Origin of the sequence: Streptomyces sp. NPDC018029, assembly GCF_044327655.1 — a bacterium.
Classification (GTDB): Bacteria; Actinomycetota; Actinomycetes; order Streptomycetales; family Streptomycetaceae; genus Streptomyces.
Genome location: NZ_JBIRFV010000009.1, coordinates 282719 through 304727, shown reverse-complemented (window position 1 = coordinate 304727; position 22009 = coordinate 282719). Strand labels below are relative to the sequence as shown.

The following is a 22009-nucleotide window of genomic DNA, read 5'->3' as shown; positions in this document are numbered from 1 at the left end:
GGGTTTTCCATGACCTCTCAGGCACGCAAGCAGAAGGGCGGCCGCTCGCGGACGTCGGAGCACCGCTTCCACAATCCGCAGGGCGCCGAGGTCAAGACGCGCGACGAGGCGTTCGCCGCGCCGGCCGCCGACGTGTCGGCCGAGGCCCTGTCGACGGGGTGCAAGCTGACGCTGCACAGCGGCGCCGTCACGTTCGCCATCGAGGTGACGTACAACCCGACCACCTATCCGCACGTGGTGACGGGCGGGCAGATCAGGTCCGGGATCTGTGGCGCGCCGTGGGACATCACGGGCGGCACGCTCGGCGAGACGATGCGGCTCGACGCGAAGCGCGCCGGGCAGGGCTCGTGCGCGATGACGATCACGATCGTCGGCGAGTACCAGAATCCGCCGGCGTACCGGGGGACGTACGGGTTCGACGGGGCGACGTCGTCGTTCAAGCACACGACGCGGTACGAGTGCTGACGCCTCCGGCGGGATGACCGCATTCCGGGTGGGCCCGTGATGCCGGGCCCACCCGGGGTGCTGTCCATCGCCCTCCGGGCTCGTCCTCGATCGCCGGACGGGCTAGATGTTCCGCGCCTTGAACGCCGCCTTGCGGGCCTCCTTCGCCACCTTCTTGTCGGGGTGCAGGCGGCCCATCGCGTCCAGGACGTCGGCCGTGGCGGGGTGCTCGACCCGCCACGCCGTGGCGAAGAAGCCGCTGTGCTGCTCCGCGAGGCCCTCGACCAGGCCCTGCAGCTCGTCCGAGTTGCCCTCGGCGGCGAGCTGCGCGGCGATCGTGTCGATGGTCAGCCAGAAGATGAGCGCCTCCGACGGCGCGGGCACGTCCGTGGCGCCGTGCTCGGTGAGCCACACCCGGGCCAGGCCGCCGAGCTCCGGGTCGTCGAGGACGTCGCGGAGCGCGGGCTCCGCCTCGTTCCCGACCAGGGAGAGTGCCTGCTGGCAGCGGAGCCTGCGCAGCGGGGCGCCCTCGTCGCCGCCGCGCGCGGCGGCCAGCAGCTCCCGTGCGGCGGCGAGCGGCTCGTGCCGGGCGAGCCACTGCTCGATCTCGGCCTGCGCGGCGTGCTGCGGGAAGCCGGAGGTGCCGTCGAGCAGCGCGTCGGCGCCCTTGTCCGCGAGGTCGCCGACGGCGGGCGCGTCGACCCCGGCGTCCAGCATGCGGGCGCGGACGCCGTACAGGCCGAGGGGGGTGAGCCGGACCATGCCGTAGCGGCTGACGTCCTCCTCGTCGACGGGGCCCGGACCCTCGGTGGTGTCCTCGTCGGCGTCGGCCATGAGCGCCTCGTCGACCGGCTGGTACTCGACGAGTCCGAGCGGCTCGAAGAGCCGGAACTGGTCGTCGAGCTTCATCATCGCGTCCGACACCTGTTCCAGGACGTCGTCGGTGGGCTCGCCCATGTCGTCGGGGACGATCATCGAGGCGGCGAGCGCGGGCAGCGGCACCGGGCCCTCGCCGGCCGCGGCGTCGCCCACCGTCAGCAGGTAGAGGTTGCCGAGGACGCCGTCCAGGAAGTCGGCCTCGGCCTGCGGGTCCCAGCCGAGCTCGGCGAAGTCGACCTCGCCCTTCTCCTCCAGGACGTCGAGGAGGTTCTCCATGTCGGGCACGGTGGCGTCCGCGTACACGGTGTCGAGGGCGCCGAGCCAGACGCCGAGGACGTCCTGCGGGCTGCCCGCGGAGAGCAGCGCCAGGTCCTCGCCCTGGGTGACGGTGCCTTCCCCGCCCTCCTCCTCGGCGTCCGTGACCTCGACGAGGCCGGTGTCCACCGCGACCCGCCAGGCCTCGCTCGTGTACGCGGCGGCGTCCGTCTCGTCGATGCCCTCCGCTTCGAGGCCCAGCTCGGCCGCGGCCGCCGGGAGCTGTGCGTCGACGAGCTCGCCGCCCGCGCCGACCCGGGTGTCCGGCCCGGCCCAGCGGGCGAGCCGGACGGCGCGGGACAGCAGCGGTGTGGCGAGCGCGGCCCGCGCGAGTTCCGCTTCGGAGTGCAGCAGCACCGGCGGCAGGGTGGCGGGGCTTACGGACATCGGCTGGTTCTCCTCCGGGGGTGCGGGGCGCCGGGAGTACGGATCGGCAAGGCGCAAGCCTAGACGGATTTGGCCCCATGCCGCCCGGTTCATGTCCCTGTCAGAAGACGTACAGCGAACGGGCACCCGGAGAACCTTGACAACTCCCCTGGTCAGGCAAGAGATTGACGCGCGTAGAGCGTCCGTCCGGGCGCCCGCTGCCCGCTGCTCTTCCTCCCTCACCGTCTTCCCTCATCCGGAGTTCCCTGATGCCCCAGATACCGAGATCCGCCGCCGTCAGTGCCGTCACCGCCATCGCCCTCGCGGCGGGACTGCTCGCGGTCTCGTCCTCCGCCGCCTCCGCCGACGAGGTCCGCGTCCACGACATCCAGGGCACCACTCGCGTCTCGCCCCTCGCGGGACAGCAGGTCACGGACGTCGCGGGCATCGTGACCGGCGTCCGCGGGTACGGCTCCAAGGGCTTCTGGATCCAGTCCGCCGCAGGCAAGGCCGACGCCGACCCGGCCACCAGTGAGGCGGTCTTCGTCTTCACCGGCTCGGCTGCTCTCACCGTGAAGCCTGGCGACGCGGTCCGGGTCTCCGGCACGGTCTCGGAGTACGTTCCCGGGGGCGCCGGATCCGGCAACCAGTCCCTCACCCAGATCACGAAGCCGACGGTGACCGTCGAGTCGTCCGGCAACCCGCTGCCCGCGCCCGTCACGATCGACGCGAAGTCCGTGCCCGCCGCGTACGCTCCGGCGGGCGACCCCGCACAGGGCGGCAGCATCAACGCGCTGCCGCTGAAGCCCCGTTCGTACGCCCTGGACCTGTACGAGTCCCTGGAGGGCATGAACGTACGGGTCGGCAGCTCGCGGGTCGTCGGCGCGACCGACGCGTACAACGAGCTGTGGGTGACGGTGAAGAAGCACGAGAACCGGAACAGGCGCGGCGGCACCGTCTACGGCTCGTACGACGCGCAGAACGGCGGTCGGCTGCAGATCCAGCAGCTCGCGCCCGTCTCCGAGAAGCCCTTCCCCAAGGCGAACGTCGGTGACGTGCTGCGCGGCGGCGCCGAAGGCCCCCTGGACTTCAACCAGTTCGGCGGCTACACCCTGGTGGCCCGCGAGCTCGGCGGCGTCGCCGACAAGGGCCTCGTGCGCGAGAAGACGCGGCGGCAGGCCAAGGGCGAGCTCGCCGTGGCCACGTACAACGTCGAGAACCTCGACCCGGGCGACCCGCAGGAGAAGTTCGACGCGCTGGCCGCGGCCGTCGTCTCGAACCTCGCCTCGCCCGACATCCTCGCCCTGGAGGAGATCCAGGACGACAACGGCGCGAAGAACGACGGGACGGTCTCCGCGGACGCCACCCTGAAGAAGTTCACCGACGCGATCGTCGCCGCGGGCGGGCCGCGCTACGCGTGGCACTCCGTCGACCCGCAGAACAACAAGGACGGCGGCGAGCCCGGCGGCAACATCCGGCAGGTCTTCCTCCACAACCCCGAGCGCGTCTCCTTCACCGAGCGCGCCCCCGGCGACGCGACGACGCCCACGGAGGTCGTACGGGACAAGGGCCGGCCCGCGCTCAGCCACTCCCCCGGGCGCGTCGACCCGCTGAACGGCGCGTGGGCGGACAGCCGCAAGCCGCTGGCCGGTGAGTTCGTCTTCCGTGGCCGCACGGTCTTCGTGATCGCCAACCACTTCGGCTCCAAGGGCGGCGACGAGGGGCTGACCTCGCACCACCAGCCGCCGGTCCGCTCCTCCGAGGCCAAGCGGCTCAAGCAGGCGCAGGCCGTGAACGGCTTCGTGAAGGACATCCGGAAGGTCCAGCGGAACGCCGACGTGGTCGTGCTCGGGGACATCAACGACTTCGAGTTCTCGGCGACCACCAAGGCCCTGGAGGACGGCGGCGCGCTGCGGGCGGCCATCAAGTCGCTGCCGAGGAGCGAGCGCTACTCGTACGTCTACCAGGGCAACTCCCAGGTCCTCGACCAGATCCTGACCAGCCCGGGAGTGGGGGACGCGGACGACTTCAGCTACGACAGCGTGCACATCAACGCGGAGTTCGCGGAGCAGAACAGCGACCACGACCCGCAGGTGCTGCGCTTCCGCCCCTGACCGGTGACGGCCGGCTGGTGACCGCCGGTTCAGCCGTAGAGGTGGTCCAGCCAGTCCTGCCACGCCAGTTCGGTGCGCTTGGCGTCCGCGTGCGCGCCGAAGTCGTGGACGCTGACGCCGACCCGGTCACCGAAGCGGCCGCGGCCGAAGAAGCGGTGCAGCGTCTCGTCCGCGCGCAGGCCGATGAAGTGCGGGCTGCGGAAGTCGATCACCGCGTCCAGTTCCCCGCCGGGGGCCTGGACGCGGACGCGGGCCCCGTCCATCGCGTCGTCGGGCAGGCCGAGGGCGCGGGCGAGCCTGCCGAAGGCGTCCGGGGCGCCGGAGGCGGGCGGGCCGCTGACGGCGGAGAAAGTGACGGGGCGGCCCTCGAAGTACGCCATGTACTGGCCGAGGGTGTGCAGGTGGAAGTCGGTCCGCTGGACCATGCCGTCGTACCGCGCGTCCCGGTCGCCGGTGAAGACGCCGCTGTGGACGTGGCGCAGCCAGGAGCGGCGCCCGCCGTCGCGCGGCTCGATGAGGTGGTCGAGCTCGTCGAGGCTCTGGCCCGGCACGCGGTCCGGGTCCTCGACGCGGGCGGTGAGGCGGTGGGGCGGGTCCCAGCGGGTGACGGTGCCGCCGGAGGGGGCGGCGCCGCCCTCGCGCGGCTCGTACTCCACCGGCCACAGCCAGCCGCCGGTGCCGGTGGTGAGGGCGGCCCAGAGCCGGGCCGGGGAACCCTCGACCTCCAGCTCCCGCACGATCTCGAACGCCATGCCGGTGCGGGCCGCCTCGTCGGCATCGACGGCATCAGCGGCCTCGGCGGCACGGGTGGCTCCGGCTGCTTCGGCGGCGTCGGTGGGCCCGCCGGCGGACTGCGCGCGGTCGGCCCGTGCCCTGCCGGGCCTGCGCCGGCCCAGCCTGTTCCGGTCCGGCCTTCCGCCGCCACTCATGCTCCCACCGTCCCGCCGACACCTCACGCTGTCCAGGCAGGCGGAGCCGTCGGCGGAACGGCGCCGGGAAACTACGCCTTGCTCGGTACGAAGCCGTACGCGAACCGGTACCGGGCCACTGCCGAGTCGTCCCGTACGCCGGGGAACTCCCGCACCCGCCGCCACTCGGGCGTGGGCGAGCCGACCCCGTCGCCCGCCGAGGCGAGCGCGTCGATGTGGGCCTGCTCGCTCTCCCACTCCGCGTAGTTGACGACCCGCCTGCCGTCCGTGCTGAGGTGGAAGTGCGCGGCGTACAGCCCGAAACCGTCGGTACCGGCGGGCCCGCTGTCCAGGGCCTCGACCACCCCGTCCACCCAGGCGCGCTGCCGGTCGGCGTCGGGGCCCTCGAAGTCGACCTGCACGATCACGATCGCGCCCGGCTCGCGCCCCTCGCGCCCGCGCCCGTCGGTCCAGCTCCGGTACAGCCGCGTCTTGTTCAGGCCGAGCCGCTCGATGCCCGGGACGGCCGCGTCGATGTCGGCGTTCCTGGCGTCCCTGCCGTTCCCCGCGCTCGCGAAGAAGTCCTGGTAGGCCTCCTCGTCGCGCCACTGCGAGTGGTGCAGGACCGTCGAGCCGTCGGAGCCTGCGTACACCGTGTACGAGAGGAGGCCCTCGTGCGGCCACGGGCGGGTCTCCCAGGCCTTGGCGATGGCGTCGAGGGTGGCCCGCTGCCGCTCGGGCGAGCCGGTGCTCCACGTACTGATGAAGGTGAGTCCGCCGTCGCGGCGGGTGGGGTCGGGGAGGGTTCCGGTGCTGAGGGTGGAGGTCGCGGGCATGGCGGGCCGTCCGTCTCGGTCGAGGTGGATGCTGCTGTCGATCCCCGCCTGGCCGGGCCCGGCAGGAACTAGGACAACGCTCCAACCTCAACCGAACTTGAAGTCAAGCCCCGCGGTGGCCGCTCGCCGACACCTCCGCGAGCGCCGGGCGCTTCGCCTGCCGCCCGTCGCCCGACGAGCGCCCCCGCGCCCGCCGCCACAGCCAGGGCCCCATGAACCCCGCGAACCAGCGCGCCTCCGCCGTCACCGCCCCGAGCACGGACACCGGGGCCAGCGGCGGCAGCGGGCTCAGCCAGCTCTCGTGCCCGGTGACCCCGAGGACGTCCGCCATCCCCGCGGCGATCCGGGCGTGCCCGAGCGGGCTGGCGTGCATGCGGTCCCTGCTCCACAGCCGCGGATCGGTGGTGATGCGGTACGGGAACGTGTCGAACACGAGCACGCCGTGGCGGTCGGCGGCCGCGCGGATCCGGGCGTTCAGCTCCAGGACGCGGGGCAGCGCGCGGCGTGCGAGCGGCGAGACCCGCCCGATGTCCGGGAAGGTCACCGTGGCCACCCGCGCGCCCGCCGCGGTGAGTTCGGTGAACATCTCCTCGATGTCGGCGGCGACGTGCGCGGCGTCGAAGTCCGGCCGCACCAGGTCGTTCATGCCCGCCATGACGGTCACGAGGTCTGGCTTCAGCGCGAGGGCGGGCGCCAGCTGCTCCGCCTTGATCCGCGCCGTCCGGCGGCCGCGCACGGCGAGGTTGGCGTACATGAGGCCGGGGTTCCGGGCGGCGAGGAGCTCGGCGAGCCGGTCGGCCCAGCCGCGGTAGCCGTGCTCCTCGTCGCCGTCCCCGAGCCCCTCCGTCTGGCTGTCGCCGATCGCGACGTAGCGCGCGTACGGCTGGTGCTGCGTCGTGGCCATGCGCCGAGCTTCCTCCGGGCGCCGGGCCCCGTCAACGCGGGCTCCACGGCGCCGGCTGGGGAAGGTGACTGGAGAAGGTGGCTAGAGAAGGTGGCCGCCGCCGTCGACGAGGAGCACCTCGCCGGTGATGTAGGAGGAGTTGGTCAGGTCGACCACCGCCCCCGCGATGTCCTCGGGCCGGCCGACGCGGCCCAGCGGCAGCCGTGCCGCCACCGCCTCCATGGAGGCCTCGATGCCCTCGACACCGTCGAACCACGGGGTGTCGATCATGCCGGGCGCCACCGCGTTGACGCGCACGGCGGGGCCGAGCGTCTTGGCGAGCAGCTTGGTCATGTGGTTCACGGCTGCCTTGCTGACCGCGTACGGGATGGAGCTGCCGTTCGGACGGACGCCCGCCTGCGAGGAGATGTTGACGATGCTGCCCGCGCCGCTCGCCCGCAGGTGCGGGACGGCCGCGGTGATGGTCTGCCACACGCCGATCACGTTGACGTCGTACAGCTCGCGCCACACGTCGGGGCCGGCGGCCGCGAGGTCGTCGTGGTCGATGAAGCGGGTGGTCCCCGCGCAGTTGACCAGGATGTCCAGGCGGCCGTACGTGTCGACGGCCGCCTGGACGAGCCGTGCCGCGTCGGCCTCGTCGGCGACGTTCGCCCGCACGTAGACGGCGTCCGGCAGTTCGGCCGCCAGCTTCTCGCCCGCCTCAGCGGAGCGGGCGGAGTTGACGACCACGCGGACGCCGGTGGCGGCGAGGCGGCGGGCGACGGCGGCCCCGATGCCGGACGAGGAGCCCGTCACCAGGGCGACGCGCCGCTCGTCCCGCCCCGCGCCGTCACCGGCGCCGGTGGTGTCGTCTTCGGTGGTGCTGGTGGTGCCTCCGGTGGTGCTGTCGTTCATCGTGCCTCAAGCCTCTGTGTCGTCCGGCCTGTCGGCGCCCGCGCCGATCATGCCAGACGACCGTCGGCGTCAGCCCGGCCACGACCGTCGGCGTCAGCCCGGCCAGCGGCCCGTCACGCGCCGCACACCGATGGCGCCGCCGCGGTCCACCGCGGCCCTGACCACGGCGAAGATCGCGCCCTGCAGCGCGGCCGCGGCGAGGATCTCGCCCCAGTCGCGTTCCTCGTCGTGCGCGTCCGGCGCGTCGTCCTCGCCCGCCACCGCCTTCCAGGCGCGCTGGAACAGCGCGCCCGCGACCGCGCCACCGGCCATGCCGAAGGCCATGCCGAGCGGCTTGTAGAGCACCTGGATCCCGCTCATGACCGGCCCGCCCCCTTGCGGCGGCGCAGCAGCATGTAGGCGAGCAGGACACCGGCGCCCGCCGCGGCGAACGCACCGGGGCGGCGGCGCCCGCTGCTCACGAGGCCGTTCGCGACGGCCCGTACCGGCTCGGGCGTGCCGTCCTGCACCCGGCGCGCGGCCTCGGCCACCTTCTCCTCGGCCTGGATCACGGCGGGGTGCTGTTCCGCGCGCGCCTTGCCGTCGAGCACGGCTTCCTTGGCGCGGGCCGCGCCCTCGACCGCCTTGTCCTTGGCGCGGGCCGCGCTCTCGGCCGTCACGGTCTTCGCGTGTCCCGCCTCGTCGGCGGCCTTGCCCTTGGCGCGCGCCGCCTGTTCCGTCACCTTGTCCTTCACCTGTGCCGCCGTTCCTTGTACCTGATCCTTGACCACCGCGGCCCGTTCCCGGGCGCGGGTCTTCACGTCCGCCTTCGCCGCCAGCTCCTCGACGGTCTCGCCCAGGTTGCTGCGGGTCTCGTCGATCTGCCGGCGCAGTTCGTCCGGCCCCTTCGCACCCGTGCTCGTGGAGTCCTTCGGGGTGTCCGTCATCGGTGGGCCCTTTCCTTGATCTCGTCGACATCCGCCCGGACGCTGTCCATCGCCTCCTGCGGCACGGGGGGTACCGCGCGGGCCAGTTGCTTGCGCCCCAGCGCGGCGAGCACCCCGGCCACGGCGAACAGCACGCCGGTGACGATGAGGGTGGCGGCCCACACGGGCATGGTCAGTGAGAGTGCCGCGGCCGCTGTGGCCGCCAGCGCCATGAGCCCGATGTAGGAGATCGCGCCGGCCGCTCCGAGGAGCCCTCCACCGCGGCCCGCGCGTTTGCCCTTCTCGGCCATCTCCTGGCCGGCGAGCCGCATTTCCTGACGTACGAGTTCCGAAAGCTGTGCGGTGGCCTGCTCGACGAGCTCTCCCACCGAGTGCTGCGGGTGATCGCGCGTCGGCTGCTCGCCCATGGTCCCGGTCACGGGGTTCGCCTCCCTTCTGGCTGGGAGGGCCGAGTACCCGGACCGGGCCACGCTATCCATACCGCGGGGTGATCAGCGCCTTTTGTTCAGCGCCGGGCGAAGACCGGCAGCCAGCGTCCGGCGGCGTCGGCCTTCGACGACTGGAAGCCGCTGAGCGGGACGGTCTTCTTGCTGCCGATGGTGACGAGGACGAGACGGCTGCGGTATTCGCTCGTGCCGGGCGCGATGTCCCAGGCGATGAGCCGCTTGTCGTCGGCCCAGGCGAGGAGCTGCTGGCCGGGGAGCTTGGCGACCCGCTTGCCGGTGAGCGCGTCGTTGACCTCGGTGGCGGTGGTCTTCTCGCCGCCCACGTAGTCACCGGCGGCGAGCTTTCCGTTCGGGGAGAGCCGGGCGTCGACGATCCAGGCCAGGTGCCTCTCCTTCGCGGGTGTGCGCTTCTTGCGCCCCTCGAAGTCGTAGTACTGCTGGTCGGGATGGCGGATGCGGCCGGTGTAGACCAGGGAGCCGTCGTGGCTGAAGTCGAAGTCCTGGCGCGCGTTGATGTCCGACATGCCGAACCCCTCGCCGGTCTTGGTCTTCACCTCGCTCCAACCACCGTTCCCGGAGGCCACGTCGAGGACGTAGAAGCCGGTCCTGCTCGGATCGGCGGGGCCCGGCTCCGTGTGCTTGCCGTCGCTCATCGGCCGGTCCTTGTCGAGCCGGTCCGGGTCCTTCGCGTACGTGGTCGCGACGAGCTTCCTGCCGTCGGGCGAGAACTCGACGCCCCCGACGCCGCGCCGCACGGGGATCCAGCGCTCGACCTCACCGGTCATCAGGTTCAGCAGGCCGATCCGGCGGGCCGGCAGGCCGCGCTCCAGGACGGCGGCGGTCCGCATGCCGGGCGCGATGTCGAGCCAGGACCAGCGGGGCGCCTTGCGGTAGGTGCCGGTCTTCTGGTCGAGGATCCGGTAGGTGCGGGTGACGACGGCGTCGCCGTCGGGCTGCTTGACGCGTTCGATCGTGCTGTAGGCGGCGAGCGCGGTGCCGCCCGCGGCGATCAGTTCGCGGGGCGGTGTCTGGCCGGGGTGCGCGAGGACGTCGCCGTTCCGCAGCTCACTGGCCGGGCGCGGGCCCCCGTCCGCGGAGTTCTCGCCGATCCCCGGTACGGCCACCGCCACGACGGTCGCCGTCACCACCGCGAGGGAGGCGCCCACCATCGTGCGGGTCCTGCGCCGTCTGCGCACGGCAAGCACCCGGTCGGCGAAGTCCCCCGGCACGGGCGCCCCTCGGTCCGCCTGCTCCCGCAGCGACTCACGGACCAGATCTGTCACCTTCACGGTCGTACCTCCATCGGCGAGAAGTCGGGGGACGCGGTCGTGGTCCGGTCGTCCGGTCCTTCGAGCCGCGCCAGCTCGGGCGCGAGGCCCCGCAGCCGGGCCAGGGAGCGGTGTGTCGTGCTGCGCACGGTGCCGACGGAGCAGCCCAGGATGGCGGCCACCTCCGCCTCCGGCAGGTCCTCGAAGTAGCGCAGGACGAGCACGGTCCGCTGCCGCGTGGTGAGCCGGGCGAGCGCCCCGCGCATCACGACGCGCAGCTCCGCCGCGGAGGTGCCGTCGCCGGACGCGGCGCGCTCCGGCGGCTCGGCCACGGCCTGTTCGCGCCGCGGCCACTTCAGCCGCCAGCGGCTGACCTGCTGGCGGTACAGGATCCGCCGGACGTACGCCTCCGGCTCGTCGATCCGCTGCCACCGCCCCGCTGCCTTGACGAGCGCGTTCTGCAGCAGGTCCTCCCCCGCGTGCCGGTCGCCCCCGCTGAGCAGTACGGCGGTCTTCAGCAACGCCGACGATCTGCTCTCCACGAACTCCCGGAACCTCTCCTGCTCCTGGGCATCCATCGTCACCTTCACTCCCTGGTGGGCCTGTTGCCCTCCCGCATGGATGAGGACGGGTCCGGGGGCCCGCCGCTATGCCTGTGCACGGAAAAAACACCAAAGCGCCCTCCGGCGTCCGAGGACGGCCGGAGGGCGCTTCTGGCGGTGATCAGTTGTGGCTGTTCTGATCGCGATGCAGGTCAGGAGGTCAGCCTGCCCCTGGGGCCGTTTCGGGGCCGTCCTCGGTACTCCCCGGGTCCCGGAAGACGCGATCCACGGCGGCCCGGGTGCGTGCCTCGCTGTTCGGCATCAGGTGCGTGTACGTGCGCAGGGTGAAGCTCGGATCGTGGTGGTCCAGGTACTCGCTCAGGGCCTTGATGCTCTCCCCGCGTCCAGGAGCACCGAGGCGTAGAAGTGCCGCAGGGCGTGCATGCCGTTCTCACGTCCGAGGGGGACGCCGGTCCACAGACTGCCCGACGCGCCAGAAGCTTACGGGGCCATGATCACTCGCCCCAAAGCAGCTCCAGCCCAAAGCCGCTCCGCCGACCTGTGCGCTCACGGCTCATCTGTATCCTCTGGGACTCTTTGCGACGGAATGACAAATCCGCGATTTTTCCGGAGGGATACTGGCCACCTAACCGGACACCCTTTCTGGGCCTCACCAAACAATACCCAGAGGCGTCCTTCGATTGGGGCACCAATCTCCATAAGGAACTTCCCTACTTCTCCCCATTTGTCAGGGGAAAAATGAGACGCAGCCTCATGGATTGAAGAGTCAAGGTCGGTCAGATTCGCTTCATCCTCTGCCAGACTATAGAACCCGTTAACCGCTACGATCTGAGATTCGGTCGGGCGTGCATGGATATCCTTAGAGATCGTGTCAAATTCATCAACGAGCGCCTTGAGTACGGCCTTCATATCCAGCTTAAGGGTGCTGACATGACAGGGAATACACAAGCTGGCCTCAATGCACGATCGGACAAAATTCAAAAGAACACCCGGATCATGCATTGACCCTGGCGCCATCACGCCTTTCTCGACGAGAACTTCGTAGCGCATCAAAAGTCCAGGGTGAAAGGATAGAGATGAAGTCGCCACACAGCTCATATAGCTGGGATCGTCAAATGAGATTCGCTCTTGAATCTCATGCCAAATTACGTCCGGTATCGTCTTGAGTATCCTGGCTGGACCATTTCTGCTTATTCGATTCTCGTCAGCCTCTTCCTCTTGAATATGGTCCACAAGATAATCGAATGGGGAAAAGAGTCGATCTCCTGCCACTTCCAGGCAGGAACTCGCACCGTGCAAGGGTTCGGTTGCCCACGAAATAGCATCACTCAATTGAACAGGCTCCACCCTCGTCGCTATTCGAGGGTCTAAGTATGCACCGAAGGCGGCCTCAATCCATTCCTGGGGAATTGGCGAGAAATACCCGGCGCGCCGAAAATCGATTGCTGCAGATATGAGCGCTGCCCCCACTTCGCTAGCGCCATCCTGCCCATCTCGCCAGCGCTCAAGAGCCGCTGGCCCGGCGGCAAGAAACTCTGCGAGACCCGCATGCCTCGCTTTATCGAGGGCCATACTTATACGTCGGTCGGACCTCTGCCGTCCGACCGCCCTGATCTCTTTCTCGTTTAGAGTTCGGTCTATGCGAATTCTAGTAGCACTCGCCATGACCGCTTTAGATATGCTTGACAGGGAACGCCCAGGAGCACCCGCCGTGGCCGACGCCATGGCCCCTTTCGCGGCAGAACGAAGAGTGGCCAAGAAGAGGACGCCATTTCCGCTAAGTAGGCGAACAAGCCCCTCGTCCAAACCATCAGCCCCGATGAATTTCTCGAGATCGTCCAGCCATACGACAGTATTCTCCAATCTGAAGCCGGCTGAAATTAGCGCGCGCAAGGATATTCCGTCTTTTGCGACTACGATGGCGCGCTCTCCGTCTACTTCCCCACTTCTCGCAAGGGCCTCATATGCCGTTCTCGTCTTACCGGAAGCCGAGTTCCCCTCCAGGACAACAAAGCCGCTTCCTTGGCTCAGCAGGGCATCCAGTTCACCATCCACGGAACGTCGAATATATGGGGTTATACCAACCCACTCATCCAACTGCATTGGAGGATGAACCCCGAGGTCTCGAATAGGGTCCAGCTCAAAAAGTGATCGCACGATCACAGAGCCCATGCTCAGAACCCGTCCCACGGGACTTGATTCGTGCATACCATTTACGAGCTCGGTCGAGACGTTGAGGTACTCTCGTGCGATCCAGAGCAGCTCAGGCTCGGAAAGCATTTCGGCTATGGAGTTACCATCGATAATCTCCAGCCTTAGATCATGCTCCACTCGAACTTCTTGAGCAATTTTATGCCTATTACTTACGCTTATATCCGCCTCTGCGAAGTAGAAGATCGCTTCTACCGGAGGTGCGGAGGCTGACTGCAAAACAGTGGAGACGTCCGCCAGTATCTTTCGCCGAACATTTGAGGCCTGGAGAGTGCAACAGAATACCACCACCTGAGCGCTTTCCAGACCAAAGAACACTCCCGCATCCTGCACATTTTCCTTGATGTAACTCAGAAATGTTTCGAAGTCACGACCTTGATCGCCTCCAGCTGAGACTGGACCTGTGGCCGCGAGAATGTTCCGCGTTATTCGCTGGCGCGCTAGAGCTCGACAAACATCCTCAAATTTGTGATGCTCATTCAATGAACTCATGCGCCCGAGTTGGTAACGAATGAATGAGTTCAGCTCCCCCCTGCGAATCTCTGCATCCGGTGGCGCATGGTCCGAACCGACCCTTTTTCCACTCCGCGGATGACCAGTCAAAGCCCCCCCTAACTCCAGTGCCAGCTACAACCGATTCTGACTCTTTCTCAGGTTGGTCGCCACTAGTTCGAGCAGTTTCGTGGCATCGGTCGTGGATAGCGTCGCCAGATGCCCCAAGGAAGCAGCCAGAACAGAGCATCGCAGCCGACGCCGTCTAACGCACCAGGTCAATGAACTTCTTGCGCGTTGTGCTCATGCACAAGCGCCCTCCCAGGCCGTCCTCGGGCCGTGGAAGGGCGCTCAGCGATGACCAACGTCGACAGGTGCCGACAGCTCGGCAGTAGGTCAGGACGTTGATCGATCCGGCGGCCGCAGGTCACGGCCGTCGGTGATCAGTTGTGGCTGTGCAGCACGTCGTTCAGGCCGCCCCACACCGCGTTGTTCGGGCGGGCCTCGACGGCGCCGGTGACCGAGTTGCGGCGGAAGAGGATGTTCGAGGCGCCGGAGAGCTCGCGGGCCTTGACGATCTGTCCGTCGGGCATGGTGACGCGCGTGCCCGCGGTGACGTAGAGGCCGGCCTCGACGACGCACTCGTCGCCCAGCGCGATACCGACTCCGGCCTCGGCGCCGATCAGGCACCGCTCGCCGATGACGATCCGTACGTTGCCGCCGCCGGACAGCGTGCCCATGGTGGAGGCGCCGCCGCCGATGTCCGAGCCGTCGCCGACGACGACGCCCGCGGAGATCCGCCCCTCGACCATCGAGGTGCCGAGGGTCCCCGCGTTGAAGTTCACGAAGCCCTCGTGCATGACCGTGGTGCCCTCGGCGAGGTGCGCGCCGAGGCGGACCCGGTCGGCGTCGGCGATGCGGACGCCCTTCGGCGTGACGTAGTCCGTCATGCGCGGGAACTTGTCGACGGAGGTCACCACGAGGTGCAGGCCCTCGGCGCGGGCGTTGAGCCGGACCTTCTCGACGTCGTCCACGGCGACCGGGCCGAGCGACGTCCAGGCGACGTTGGCGAGGAAGGCGAACTGGCCGTCGAGGTTCACGCCGTGCGGCTTGACCAGGCGGTGCGAGAGCAGGTGCAGGCGCAGGTAGACGTCGTGGGCGTCCAGCGGCTTGTCGTCGAGGGACGCGATGACCGTACGGACGGCGATGACCTCCACGCCACGGCGGGCGTCCGGCCCGATGGCCTTCGCGGCACCCTCACCGAGCAGCTCCACGGCGCGCTCGGCGCTCAGCCGCTCGCTGCCGGCGGGTCCGGGCTCGGCGGCGAGCTCGGGGGCGGGGAACCAGGTGTCGAGAACGGTGCCGTCGGCGGCGACGGTGGCGAGGCCTGCGGCGACGGCGCCGGTGGTGCGGGAAGCATTCGTGTCGGTCATGGGTGAAACCTAACCGGAGGTGCCTCGCGCGGGCGAACCGGTCTCAGGGTCCGGGCTCGCGGCGGCCCCGCCCGCGGTGACCGCGGCGGGCCGCCCGCGGCCCCGGCCCCGGCCCGCCGCGAGGACCAGGCACCCCGCGGCCCCGGCGAGCACCGCGCAGACCGGCCACAACAGCCCCGGCGCGGCGGTGTACAGCGCCCCGCCGAGCGGCGCCGACAGCACGACGCCGCTGACCGAGACGCCCGAGTACAGGCTCTGGAAACGGCCCTGCACGTGCGCGGGCGCGTGGTCGGCGACGTACGCGGTGGCCGGTGTCTTGTAGAGGATCTCGCCCGCGGTGAGCAGCAGCATCATGGCCACGGCGGTGGCGAGCCCGGTGCCGAGGGCGAGCACGGCGTAGCCCGCGCCGACGAGCAGCAGTCCGGCGCCGATGATCCGCAGCGGGGCTCGGTGGCGCAGGGCGAGGGTGACGGGGAGTTCCAGGAGCAGGATGACGCCGCCGTTGATCGCGAGGAGCCAGCCGTAGACGCCGGTGTCCAGGCCGTGCCGGTCCAGGTCGACGGGGAGCGTCGAGTACTGCTGGCGGTAGACGAGGTCGGTGACGAGGATCGCGCCGAGGAGGACGAGGACGGTGGGGCGCTGCCGCAGCGCGGCGAGGACTCCGGGGCCGGGGCCGGCCGCCTTGGCGCGCACCGCGCCGTGTGCGGGCAGGACCCGCCAGGCGTAGGCGGCGAAGACGAGGGTGCCGAGCCCGTCGACGACGAAGAGCCAGCCGTACGAGACGTGGGCGATGAGCAGCGCGCCGAGCGGCGGCCCGACGGTGAAGCCCGCGTTGACCGCGAACCGTGTCACGGCGAAGCCCTGGCGGCGCGCGCCCTCGGGCACGGTGACGGCGACGAGGGCGCCGTTGGCGGCGCGTGCGCAGCCCCCGGCGTACTGAGCCAGTGGCGGCACGACGTACAGCAGCGCGTCCGGCAGGGCGGGCAGCGCGAGCACGCCCACACCGCTGAGCAGGGATCCGACGAGCAGGACGCGCCGGTGGCCGTACCTGTCCCCGAACCAGCCGCCGCTGAAGTTGCCCGCGACCATGCCGGCGCCGCCGATGCCGCTGATCAGCCCCGCCCGGACCACGGAGAGGCCCCGCTCGTCCGTCAGGTAGACGAAGAAGTAGATGAAGGTGAAGGCGACGACCATGTTGAAGAACTGGCCGGCGGCGAGCAGCCACACGGTCCTCGGTACGTCCCGCAGGCCACCTGGCTTGCCGCTCCCCGACACCGACACATCGCCCCCCAGCAGTCAGTTCCTTTTGGGAACGGACTATGTCAGCATGAGGACCATGGCGCAACGGACCCGGCTCGACGACGATCACTGCGCCATCGCGCAGGCGCTGGACGTCGTCGGCGACTGGTGGACCCTGCTGATCGTGCGGGACGCCGCGCGCGGGGTGCACCGCTTCGACGAGCTGCAGCGCGAACTGGGCGTGTCCCGCAAGGTGCTGACCGAGCGACTGCGGCTCCTGGTGGAGGCGGACGTGCTCGTGCGCGTCCCCTACCAGGACCGCCCGGTGCGCCACGAGTACCGCCTGACGCCGCGTGGCCGCGCGCTGCTCCCCGTCCTGGTCGCACTCCAGGACTGGGGCGACACCTGGGTGCTGGGAGAGGGAGAGACGATGGCGACCGCGACGGAGGCGTCACTGGAGGCCCAGCGGGTCCACGAGCTGCTCGGCACCCGGGTGCCGGAGCTCCGGCTCGTCGGCCACGACGGGGAGCCGCGCGACCCGGTGGCCGAGGACACCCCCTGCACGGTCCTGTACTGCTTCCCCGGCGCGTACGCCCGCAAGGACGCCTATCCGCCCGGCTGGGCCGGCATTCCCGGTGCGCGCGGCTGCACCCTGGAGTCCTGCTCCTACCGCGACCAGCTCGCCGAGTTCACGGCGGCGGGCGCGACGGTGCACGGCGTATCGACCCAGCGCCCCGACGAGCAGCGGGCGTTCGCCGAGAAGGAGAACCTGCGCTTCCCGCTCCTGTCCGACGGTGAACTGGCCCTGACGGCGGCCCTGCGCCTGCCGACGTTCCGCGCGGCGGGCGTGACCCGGCTGAAGCGGCTGACGCTGGTGGTGGACCGTGACCGGGTGGTGCGGGACGTGCAGTACCCGGTCACGGACATCACGGCGAGCGTCTCGGCGGCGCTGCGGACGGCGAGGAGCCTGACGCCGCGCACCGCCTGAGCGTGCGCCCATGACGCATCAGCCGAATGCGTCGACTATGGGGCTGAGCTCACTTCCAAGGAGCTGAACTCACTGCCGTGGAACTGAGCTCACTGCGCATTTCCACGCGCCCGCAGGTGGCGCCGGCCGAAGTAAAGCATTCCCGCTGCTCCGCCCACCGCACCGACAGCGCACAGGACAATTGCCCACTGAGCCATTTCCCGTGTCATCCACAGCAAGCTCACCGCGAGCAATGCAAGAGAGAGCAGAAAACGCTCCCCATATCCCGGCCTTCGGTTTCCCATCAGTCCCTGCTGGCGGTGCACGAGTACTTGACGCCCTTCATTTTGATGGTCCGCCATCCTGCCATCACCCCTACCGTCGTATTCATCGGGGCGACATCGGTTCCACCACCACCGCCGCCGTCTTCCTTCCGACAGTAATAGCCGAGGGCGTCGAGCTTCTTGATGTCACTCATGGCCTGGTACTTCTTGTACGACTTGATCATGGCTGCCCGCTTCTGCGCGGGCGTCGCCTGCTTGGCCTTCGTGTACGCGTAGCACCCGACGCTCGCGCCGATCCCCACCCACGATGCCCCCTTGGCCAGCGCCTTGGCAAGGCCCGCCGCCCCACTGCCGATCCCCAGGACGGCACAGATCTCATCCGCACCGAGAGCCTGTCGGCCCGCCACGGACGACGCGGGCAACGCATTTCCCTCGTGGTGCGCCGCATCCGCATAGGCGGCACTGCCCGCCACCCCGGTCAAGGCGCAGGCAATGACGACGGAAATCCCTTTATTACGCATGCTCACGGAGTTGTTCCCCCAACTTTCCGCAACTGCTTGGTCAATGCACCAAGGAAGCTACCAGCGCGTACTCGGCGCACGCAATGACCTTGTTCGCACAGCGGGATTCCTTAACGGTATCCCTCCGCAAAACCCACCGAAGGGAAACGGGCGGTCAGTCGCCGGAGACCACGAGCCGACGCAGCATGCCTCGCGCGTACTCCTCGTCGTACTCGCCTCCCGTGAGCAGCACCTGCAGGCTGATCCCGTCCATCAGGGCGACGAGGGCACGCGCGGTCACCGGGCCGGTGCGCGGTTCCAGCACCTCGGTGAGCCCCTGGCACCACTCGGCGGCCACGGGACGCAGCGCGGGCCTGCGCAGCGCGGCGAGATAGAGCTCGTACTCCAGCTCGACCCCGGACCGCTCCCCCGCGAACCAGTCGCCGAGCAGCCGGGCCAGCTCTGCCGCGACATCGGCGTCCGGGTCCTCGAAGGCGCCACTGGCGGCCATCACCTTCGCGAACCCCTCGTTGCTCTGCCGCAGCGCGGCGACCAGCAGCTCGTCGAGCGTCTTGAAGTGGTACGTGGTCGAGCCGAGCGGCACGTCGGCCTCGGCGGCGACCGAGCGGTGGCTGAGCCCGCCGATGCCCTTCTGCCCCACCACGCGGATCGCGGCGTCGATGATCCGCTGACGGCGCTCGGGGTCGTAGCGACGGGGCATCAGTGCGCCCCGCCGAGATTGAGCACGACGACGCCCGCGATCACCAGGCCGATACCCGCGATCTTGACGAGGTTGGCCGACTCCCCCAGGAAGATCATGCCGATCGCGGCAACGGCGGCGGTGCCGATGCCGGCCCAGATGGCATAGGCCGTACCCACGGACAGCGTCTTGAGGGTCTGCGCGAGCAGCGTGAAGGCGAGCAGATAGCCCGCGACGGTGATGAGGGAGGGCACCAGCCTGCTGAAGCCCTCGCTGTACTTCATGGCCGTCGTCCCGGCCACTTCCGCCGCGATGGCCGCGGCCAGCAGTGCGTATCCCATGCGTACGAGTGTACATATCGATGCGTACGGGCGTACGCAAACACGAAGTCCCCCGGAGGCATCCTCCGGGGGACTTCGCGGCAGACTCGGCTCAGACGTCGAACCTCAGACGTTCGACCTCAGACGTTGAACCCGAGCGCCCGCAGCTGCTCGCGCCCGTCGTCCGTGATCTTGTCCGGGCCCCACGGCGGCATCCAGACCCAGTTGATCCGGAGCTCGTTGACGATGCCCTCCGTGGCGGACTTCGCCTGGTCCTCGATGACGTCCGTCAGCGGGCAGGCCGCCGACGTCAGCGTCATGTCGATCGTGGCGATGTTGGCGTCGTCGATGTGGACGCCGTAGATCAGGCCCAGATTGACGACGTCGATGCCCAGCTCGGGGTCGACGACGTCGTACAGCGCCTCGCGGACCTCTTCCTCCGAAGCGGGCTTCGTCGTGAGTGTCTCGTTCTCGCTCATGCCGTCTTCCTTTCAGCGGCCCCGTCGTTCTCGCCCAGTGCCTGGGCCGTCGCGTCCTTCCACGCCATCCAGCTCAGCAGAGCACACTTGACGCGCGCGGGGTACTTGGAGACACCGGCGAACGCGACCGCGTCCTCCAGGACCTCCTCCATCGCGTCGTCGGGCTCCAGCTTGCCCTTGGACTGCATCAGCTCCAGGAACACCGCCTGGATCTTCTGCGCCTCGGCGAGCTCCTTGCCGACCAGCAGGTCGTTCAGGACGGACGCGCTGGCCTGGCTGATGGAGCAGCCCTGGCCCTCGTACGACACGTCGGCGATCGTCGACCCGTCGTACTTCACGCGCAGCGTGATCTCGTCGCCGCACGTCGGGTTGACGTGGTGCACCTCGGCGTCGCCATCGCGCAGACCACGCCCGTGCGGGTGCTTGTAGTGGTCCAGGATGACTTCCTGGTACATCGAATCCAGCTTCACGTCCCGGTCAGCCCCTCAGCCGAAGAAGTTCCGTACGTGCTCCAGGCCGTCGACGAGGGCGTCGATCTCGCCGGGCGTGGAGTACAGATAGAACGACGCTCGCGTGGTCGCAGGAATTCCGTAGCGGAGGCAGACGGGGCGCGCGCAGTGGTGACCCACGCGAACCGCGATGCCCTGCTCGTCGAGCACCTGGCCCACGTCGTGCGGGTGGATGTCACCGAGGGTGAAGGAGATCGCGGCACCGCGCTCCTCGGCCGTCGTCGGACCGATGATGCGCAGGTCCGGGACTTCCAGGAGGCGCTTGACCGCGTACTCCGTGATCGCCTGCTCGTGGGCGGCGATCTTGTCCATGCCGATGGCCGAGAGGTAGTCCACGGCCGCGCCCAGGCCGACGGCCTGGGAGACCGGGGGCGTACCCGCCTCGAACTTGTGCGGCGCGGGAGCGTACGTCGACGAGTTCATCGACACGGTCTCGATCATCTCGCCGCCGCCGAGGAAGGGCGGGAGGTCCTCGAGGAGCTCCTGCCGTCCCCACAGGACGCCGATGCCGGTCGGACCGCACATCTTGTGGCCGGTGAAGGCCACGAAGTCGGCCTGCAGCGCCTGCACGTCCAGCGGCATGTGCGGGGCGGCCTGCGAGGCGTCGATCAGGACGAGCGCGCCGACCTCCTGGGCGCGGCGCACGATGGCCTCGACCGGGTTGTGCGTGCCCAGGATGTTGGAGACGAGCACGAAGGAGACGATCTTCGTCTTCTCCGTGATGATCTCGTCCATGTTGGAGAGGTCGAGGCGGCCGTCGTCCGTGAGGCCGAACCACTTCAGCTTCGCGCCGGTGCGCTGCGAGAGCAGCTGCCACGGCACGATGTTGGAGTGGTGCTCCATCTCCGTGATGACGATCTCGGTCTCGTGGTCCACGCGGTAGGGCTCGTCGGCCCAACCGAGCATGTTGGCCACGAGGTTGAGCGACTCGGAGGCGTTCTTCGTGAAGATGACCTCGTCACGGCTGGGCGCGTTGATGAACTCCGCGACCTTGTCACGAGCGCCCTCGTAGAGCGCCGTGGCCTCCTCGGCGAGGACGTGCACGCCGCGGTGAACGTTGGCGTTGTGCTGCTCGTAGTACTCGTTCAGTACGTCGAGGACCTGGCGCGGCGTCTGCGACGTCGCCGCGTTGTCCAGGTACACGAGCTTCTTGCCGTCGTGGATCGTGCGATCCAGGATCGGGAAGTCCTTGCGGATCGCCTCGGTGTCGAGGAGGCCGGAAAGCCCCTGGTGGGCCACTGTCACGCGGATGCGCCACCCTTCGTGTAGGCCTCGTAGCCCTCGGCCTCGAGCTTGTCGGCGAGCTCGGCGCCGCCGGACTCGGCGATCCGGCCGTTCGCGAAGACGTGCACGAAGTCGGGCTTGATGTAGCGCAGGATGCGCGTGTAGTGCGTGATGAGGAGCGTGCCGACCTCACCGGTCTCGCGGACGCGGTTCACGCCGTCGGAGACCTGGCGCAGCGCGTCGACGTCCAGACCGGAGTCCGTCTCGTCGAGGATCGCGATCTTCGGCTTCAGAAGCTCCATCTGGAGGATCTCGTGGCGCTTCTTCTCACCGCCGGAGAAGCCCTCGTTGACGTTGCGCTCGGCGAAGGCCGGGTCCATCTGAAGCTGCTCCATCGCGGACTTGACCTCCTTCACCCAGGTGCGCAGCTTGGGGGCCTCGCCGCGGATCGCCGTCGCCGACGTGCGCAGGAAGTTGGAGACCGAGACGCCGGGGACCTCGACCGGGTACTGCATGGCGAGGAACATGCCGGCGCGGGCGCGCTCGTCGACGGACATCTCGAGGACGTCCTCGCCGTCGAGGGTCACGCTGCCCTGGGTGATCGTGTACTTGGGGTGACCCGCGACCGAGTAGGCGAGCGTCGACTTGCCGGAGCCGTTCGGGCCCATGATGGCGTGGGTCTCGCCCTGCTTCACGGTCAGATCGACGCCCTTGAGGATCTCCTTGGTGGAGTTGTCGGCCTCGACGGTGACGTGCAGGTCCTTGATTTCAAGCGTTGCCATGGGTGC

The 22009-nt window shown here is 69.4% G+C and carries 23 protein-coding genes and 1 pseudogene; 3 read left to right on the top strand and 21 right to left on the bottom strand.

What is annotated here, in order from left to right; translation table 11 throughout:
- The first annotated feature begins 9 nt into the window (after positions 1–9).
- Complete coding sequence (locus ACH4D5_RS27830) at positions 10–465, top strand: hypothetical protein (protein WP_398307583.1); 456 nt, start codon at positions 10–12, stop codon at positions 463–465.
- A 102-nt stretch (positions 466–567) separates the two neighbouring features.
- Here ACH4D5_RS27830 and ACH4D5_RS27825 read toward each other — a convergent pair whose 3' ends face one another.
- On the bottom strand, positions 568–2025 hold the full coding sequence (locus ACH4D5_RS27825; RefSeq protein WP_398307581.1) for a hypothetical protein: 1458 nt from the start codon (positions 2023–2025) through the stop codon (positions 568–570).
- A gap of 248 nt (positions 2026–2273) precedes the next feature.
- Here ACH4D5_RS27825 and ACH4D5_RS27820 point away from each other — a divergent pair, with 248 nt between their 5' ends.
- Positions 2274–4118 carry an endonuclease/exonuclease/phosphatase family protein gene (locus tag ACH4D5_RS27820; RefSeq protein ID WP_398307579.1) on the top strand — a complete coding sequence of 615 codons (1845 nt, stop codon included), beginning with the start codon at positions 2274–2276 and terminating at the stop codon, positions 4116–4118.
- A gap of 29 nt (positions 4119–4147) precedes the next feature.
- Here the strand turns inward: ACH4D5_RS27820 and ACH4D5_RS27815 are convergent, their stop codons facing one another.
- The 13 genes and pseudogenes from ACH4D5_RS27815 to ACH4D5_RS27755 form a co-directional block, all read right to left on the bottom strand.
- The gene (locus ACH4D5_RS27815) at positions 4148–5047 is read right to left on the bottom strand and encodes an SRPBCC domain-containing protein (RefSeq protein ID WP_398307577.1); all 900 of its coding nucleotides are present in this window, start codon (positions 5045–5047) and stop codon (positions 4148–4150) included.
- A 71-nt stretch (positions 5048–5118) separates the two neighbouring features.
- Complete coding sequence (locus ACH4D5_RS27810) at positions 5119–5862, bottom strand: antibiotic biosynthesis monooxygenase (protein ID WP_398307575.1); 744 nt, start codon at positions 5860–5862, stop codon at positions 5119–5121.
- 103 nt (positions 5863–5965) lie between these two features.
- Entirely contained in the window at positions 5966–6766 is an 801-nt protein-coding gene (locus ACH4D5_RS27805) for an SGNH/GDSL hydrolase family protein (protein ID WP_398307573.1), read from the bottom strand.
- An 81-nt stretch (positions 6767–6847) separates the two neighbouring features.
- Positions 6848–7660 carry an SDR family NAD(P)-dependent oxidoreductase gene (locus ACH4D5_RS27800; protein WP_398307571.1) on the bottom strand — a complete coding sequence of 271 codons (813 nt, stop codon included), beginning with the start codon at positions 7658–7660 and terminating at the stop codon, positions 6848–6850.
- Between the two features lie 93 nt (positions 7661–7753).
- Positions 7754–8020, bottom strand: a complete 267-nt coding sequence (locus ACH4D5_RS27795; RefSeq protein WP_398307569.1) for a DUF4235 domain-containing protein — start codon at positions 8018–8020, stop codon at positions 7754–7756.
- Positions 8017–8586 carry a DUF3618 domain-containing protein gene (locus tag ACH4D5_RS27790; protein ID WP_398307567.1) on the bottom strand — a complete coding sequence of 190 codons (570 nt, stop codon included), beginning with the start codon at positions 8584–8586 and terminating at the stop codon, positions 8017–8019. The genes ACH4D5_RS27795 and ACH4D5_RS27790 overlap by 4 nt, the downstream gene beginning before the upstream one ends.
- Positions 8583–9005 carry a phage holin family protein gene (locus tag ACH4D5_RS27785; protein ID WP_398307565.1) on the bottom strand — a complete coding sequence of 141 codons (423 nt, stop codon included), beginning with the start codon at positions 9003–9005 and terminating at the stop codon, positions 8583–8585. Before ACH4D5_RS27785 ends, ACH4D5_RS27790 begins: the two co-directional genes overlap by 4 nt.
- An 86-nt stretch (positions 9006–9091) precedes the next feature.
- On the bottom strand, positions 9092–10321 hold the full coding sequence (locus tag ACH4D5_RS27780; protein WP_398307563.1) for a WD40 repeat domain-containing protein: 1230 nt from the start codon (positions 10319–10321) through the stop codon (positions 9092–9094).
- Positions 10318–10878, bottom strand: coding sequence for a SigE family RNA polymerase sigma factor (locus ACH4D5_RS27775; protein ID WP_398307828.1), 561 nt, complete (start codon positions 10876–10878; stop codon positions 10318–10320). Before ACH4D5_RS27775 ends, ACH4D5_RS27780 begins: the two co-directional genes overlap by 4 nt.
- 184 nt (positions 10879–11062) lie before the next feature.
- A pseudogene (locus tag ACH4D5_RS27770) lies at positions 11063–11298 on the bottom strand (tyrosine-type recombinase/integrase); the annotation flags it as partial.
- Positions 11299–11409: 111 nt separating this feature from the next.
- On the bottom strand, positions 11410–13407 hold the full coding sequence (locus tag ACH4D5_RS27765) for a hypothetical protein (protein ID WP_398307561.1): 1998 nt from the start codon (positions 13405–13407) through the stop codon (positions 11410–11412).
- Positions 13408–14009: 602 nt separating this feature from the next.
- The gene (dapD, locus tag ACH4D5_RS27760) at positions 14010–14999 is read right to left on the bottom strand and encodes a 2,3,4,5-tetrahydropyridine-2,6-dicarboxylate N-succinyltransferase (RefSeq protein ID WP_398307559.1); all 990 of its coding nucleotides are present in this window, start codon (positions 14997–14999) and stop codon (positions 14010–14012) included.
- A 9-nt stretch (positions 15000–15008) separates the two neighbouring features.
- Positions 15009–16280, bottom strand: a complete 1272-nt coding sequence (locus ACH4D5_RS27755) for an MFS transporter (RefSeq protein ID WP_398307558.1) — start codon at positions 16278–16280, stop codon at positions 15009–15011.
- Between the two features lie 55 nt (positions 16281–16335).
- Here ACH4D5_RS27755 and ACH4D5_RS27750 point away from each other — a divergent pair, with 55 nt between their 5' ends.
- Positions 16336–17226: a winged helix-turn-helix transcriptional regulator gene (locus tag ACH4D5_RS27750; protein WP_398307556.1), complete on the top strand. Its 891-nt coding sequence runs from the start codon at positions 16336–16338 to the stop codon at positions 17224–17226.
- Positions 17227–17509: 283 nt separating this feature from the next.
- On the opposite strand, the gene ACH4D5_RS27745 is transcribed toward ACH4D5_RS27750, so the two are convergent.
- The 7 genes from ACH4D5_RS27745 to sufC all read right to left on the bottom strand — a co-directional run bounded on the left by ACH4D5_RS27745 (position 17510) and on the right by sufC (position 22003).
- Positions 17510–18010: a hypothetical protein gene (locus ACH4D5_RS27745; RefSeq protein ID WP_398307826.1), complete on the bottom strand. Its 501-nt coding sequence runs from the start codon at positions 18008–18010 to the stop codon at positions 17510–17512.
- A 154-nt stretch (positions 18011–18164) separates the two neighbouring features.
- Positions 18165–18710 carry a TetR/AcrR family transcriptional regulator gene (locus tag ACH4D5_RS27740; RefSeq protein WP_398307555.1) on the bottom strand — a complete coding sequence of 182 codons (546 nt, stop codon included), beginning with the start codon at positions 18708–18710 and terminating at the stop codon, positions 18165–18167.
- Positions 18710–19030, bottom strand: a complete 321-nt coding sequence (locus ACH4D5_RS27735; protein ID WP_398307553.1) for a DMT family transporter — start codon at positions 19028–19030, stop codon at positions 18710–18712. Before ACH4D5_RS27735 ends, ACH4D5_RS27740 begins: the two co-directional genes overlap by 1 nt.
- A gap of 119 nt (positions 19031–19149) precedes the next feature.
- Entirely contained in the window at positions 19150–19488 is a 339-nt protein-coding gene (locus tag ACH4D5_RS27730; protein WP_030358830.1) for a metal-sulfur cluster assembly factor, read from the bottom strand.
- Entirely contained in the window at positions 19485–19958 is a 474-nt protein-coding gene (gene sufU, locus ACH4D5_RS27725; RefSeq protein ID WP_398307551.1) for a Fe-S cluster assembly sulfur transfer protein SufU, read from the bottom strand. The genes ACH4D5_RS27730 and sufU overlap by 4 nt, the downstream gene beginning before the upstream one ends.
- Before the next feature lie 15 nt (positions 19959–19973).
- On the bottom strand, positions 19974–21242 hold the full coding sequence (locus tag ACH4D5_RS27720) for a cysteine desulfurase (protein WP_398307549.1): 1269 nt from the start codon (positions 21240–21242) through the stop codon (positions 19974–19976).
- Positions 21239–22003 (bottom strand): Fe-S cluster assembly ATPase SufC, encoded by a 765-nt coding sequence (gene sufC, locus ACH4D5_RS27715; RefSeq protein WP_362995453.1) that lies wholly within the window; start codon positions 22001–22003, stop codon positions 21239–21241. The genes ACH4D5_RS27720 and sufC overlap by 4 nt, the downstream gene beginning before the upstream one ends.
- Positions 22004–22009 lie beyond the last annotated feature (6 nt).

Coding starts and splice junctions, on each gene's coding strand:
- ACH4D5_RS27750 (WP_398307556.1), top strand. CDS start 16,336: ATGGCGCAACGGACCCGGCTCGACGACGATCACTGCGCCATCGCGCAG.
- ACH4D5_RS27735 (WP_398307553.1), bottom strand. CDS start 19,030: ATGGGATACGCACTGCTGGCCGCGGCCATCGCGGCGGAAGTGGCCGGG.
- ACH4D5_RS27820 (WP_398307579.1), top strand. CDS start 2,274: ATGCCCCAGATACCGAGATCCGCCGCCGTCAGTGCCGTCACCGCCATC.
- ACH4D5_RS27795 (WP_398307569.1), bottom strand. CDS start 8,020: ATGAGCGGGATCCAGGTGCTCTACAAGCCGCTCGGCATGGCCTTCGGC.
- ACH4D5_RS27775 (WP_398307828.1), bottom strand. CDS start 10,878: ATGGATGCCCAGGAGCAGGAGAGGTTCCGGGAGTTCGTGGAGAGCAGA.
- ACH4D5_RS27745 (WP_398307826.1), bottom strand. CDS start 18,010: ATGCGTAATAAAGGGATTTCCGTCGTCATTGCCTGCGCCTTGACCGGG.
- sufC (WP_362995453.1), bottom strand. CDS start 22,003: ATGGCAACGCTTGAAATCAAGGACCTGCACGTCACCGTCGAGGCCGAC.
- ACH4D5_RS27825 (WP_398307581.1), bottom strand. CDS start 2,025: ATGTCCGTAAGCCCCGCCACCCTGCCGCCGGTGCTGCTGCACTCCGAA.
- ACH4D5_RS27810 (WP_398307575.1), bottom strand. CDS start 5,862: ATGCCCGCGACCTCCACCCTCAGCACCGGAACCCTCCCCGACCCCACC.
- ACH4D5_RS27830 (WP_398307583.1), top strand. CDS start 10: ATGACCTCTCAGGCACGCAAGCAGAAGGGCGGCCGCTCGCGGACGTCG.
- ACH4D5_RS27740 (WP_398307555.1), bottom strand. CDS start 18,710: ATGCCCCGTCGCTACGACCCCGAGCGCCGTCAGCGGATCATCGACGCC.
- dapD (WP_398307559.1), bottom strand. CDS start 14,999: ATGACCGACACGAATGCTTCCCGCACCACCGGCGCCGTCGCCGCAGGC.
- ACH4D5_RS27790 (WP_398307567.1), bottom strand. CDS start 8,586: ATGACGGACACCCCGAAGGACTCCACGAGCACGGGTGCGAAGGGGCCG.
- ACH4D5_RS27815 (WP_398307577.1), bottom strand. CDS start 5,047: ATGAGTGGCGGCGGAAGGCCGGACCGGAACAGGCTGGGCCGGCGCAGG.
- ACH4D5_RS27800 (WP_398307571.1), bottom strand. CDS start 7,660: ATGAACGACAGCACCACCGGAGGCACCACCAGCACCACCGAAGACGAC.
- ACH4D5_RS27805 (WP_398307573.1), bottom strand. CDS start 6,766: ATGGCCACGACGCAGCACCAGCCGTACGCGCGCTACGTCGCGATCGGC.
- ACH4D5_RS27730 (WP_030358830.1), bottom strand. CDS start 19,488: ATGAGCGAGAACGAGACACTCACGACGAAGCCCGCTTCGGAGGAAGAG.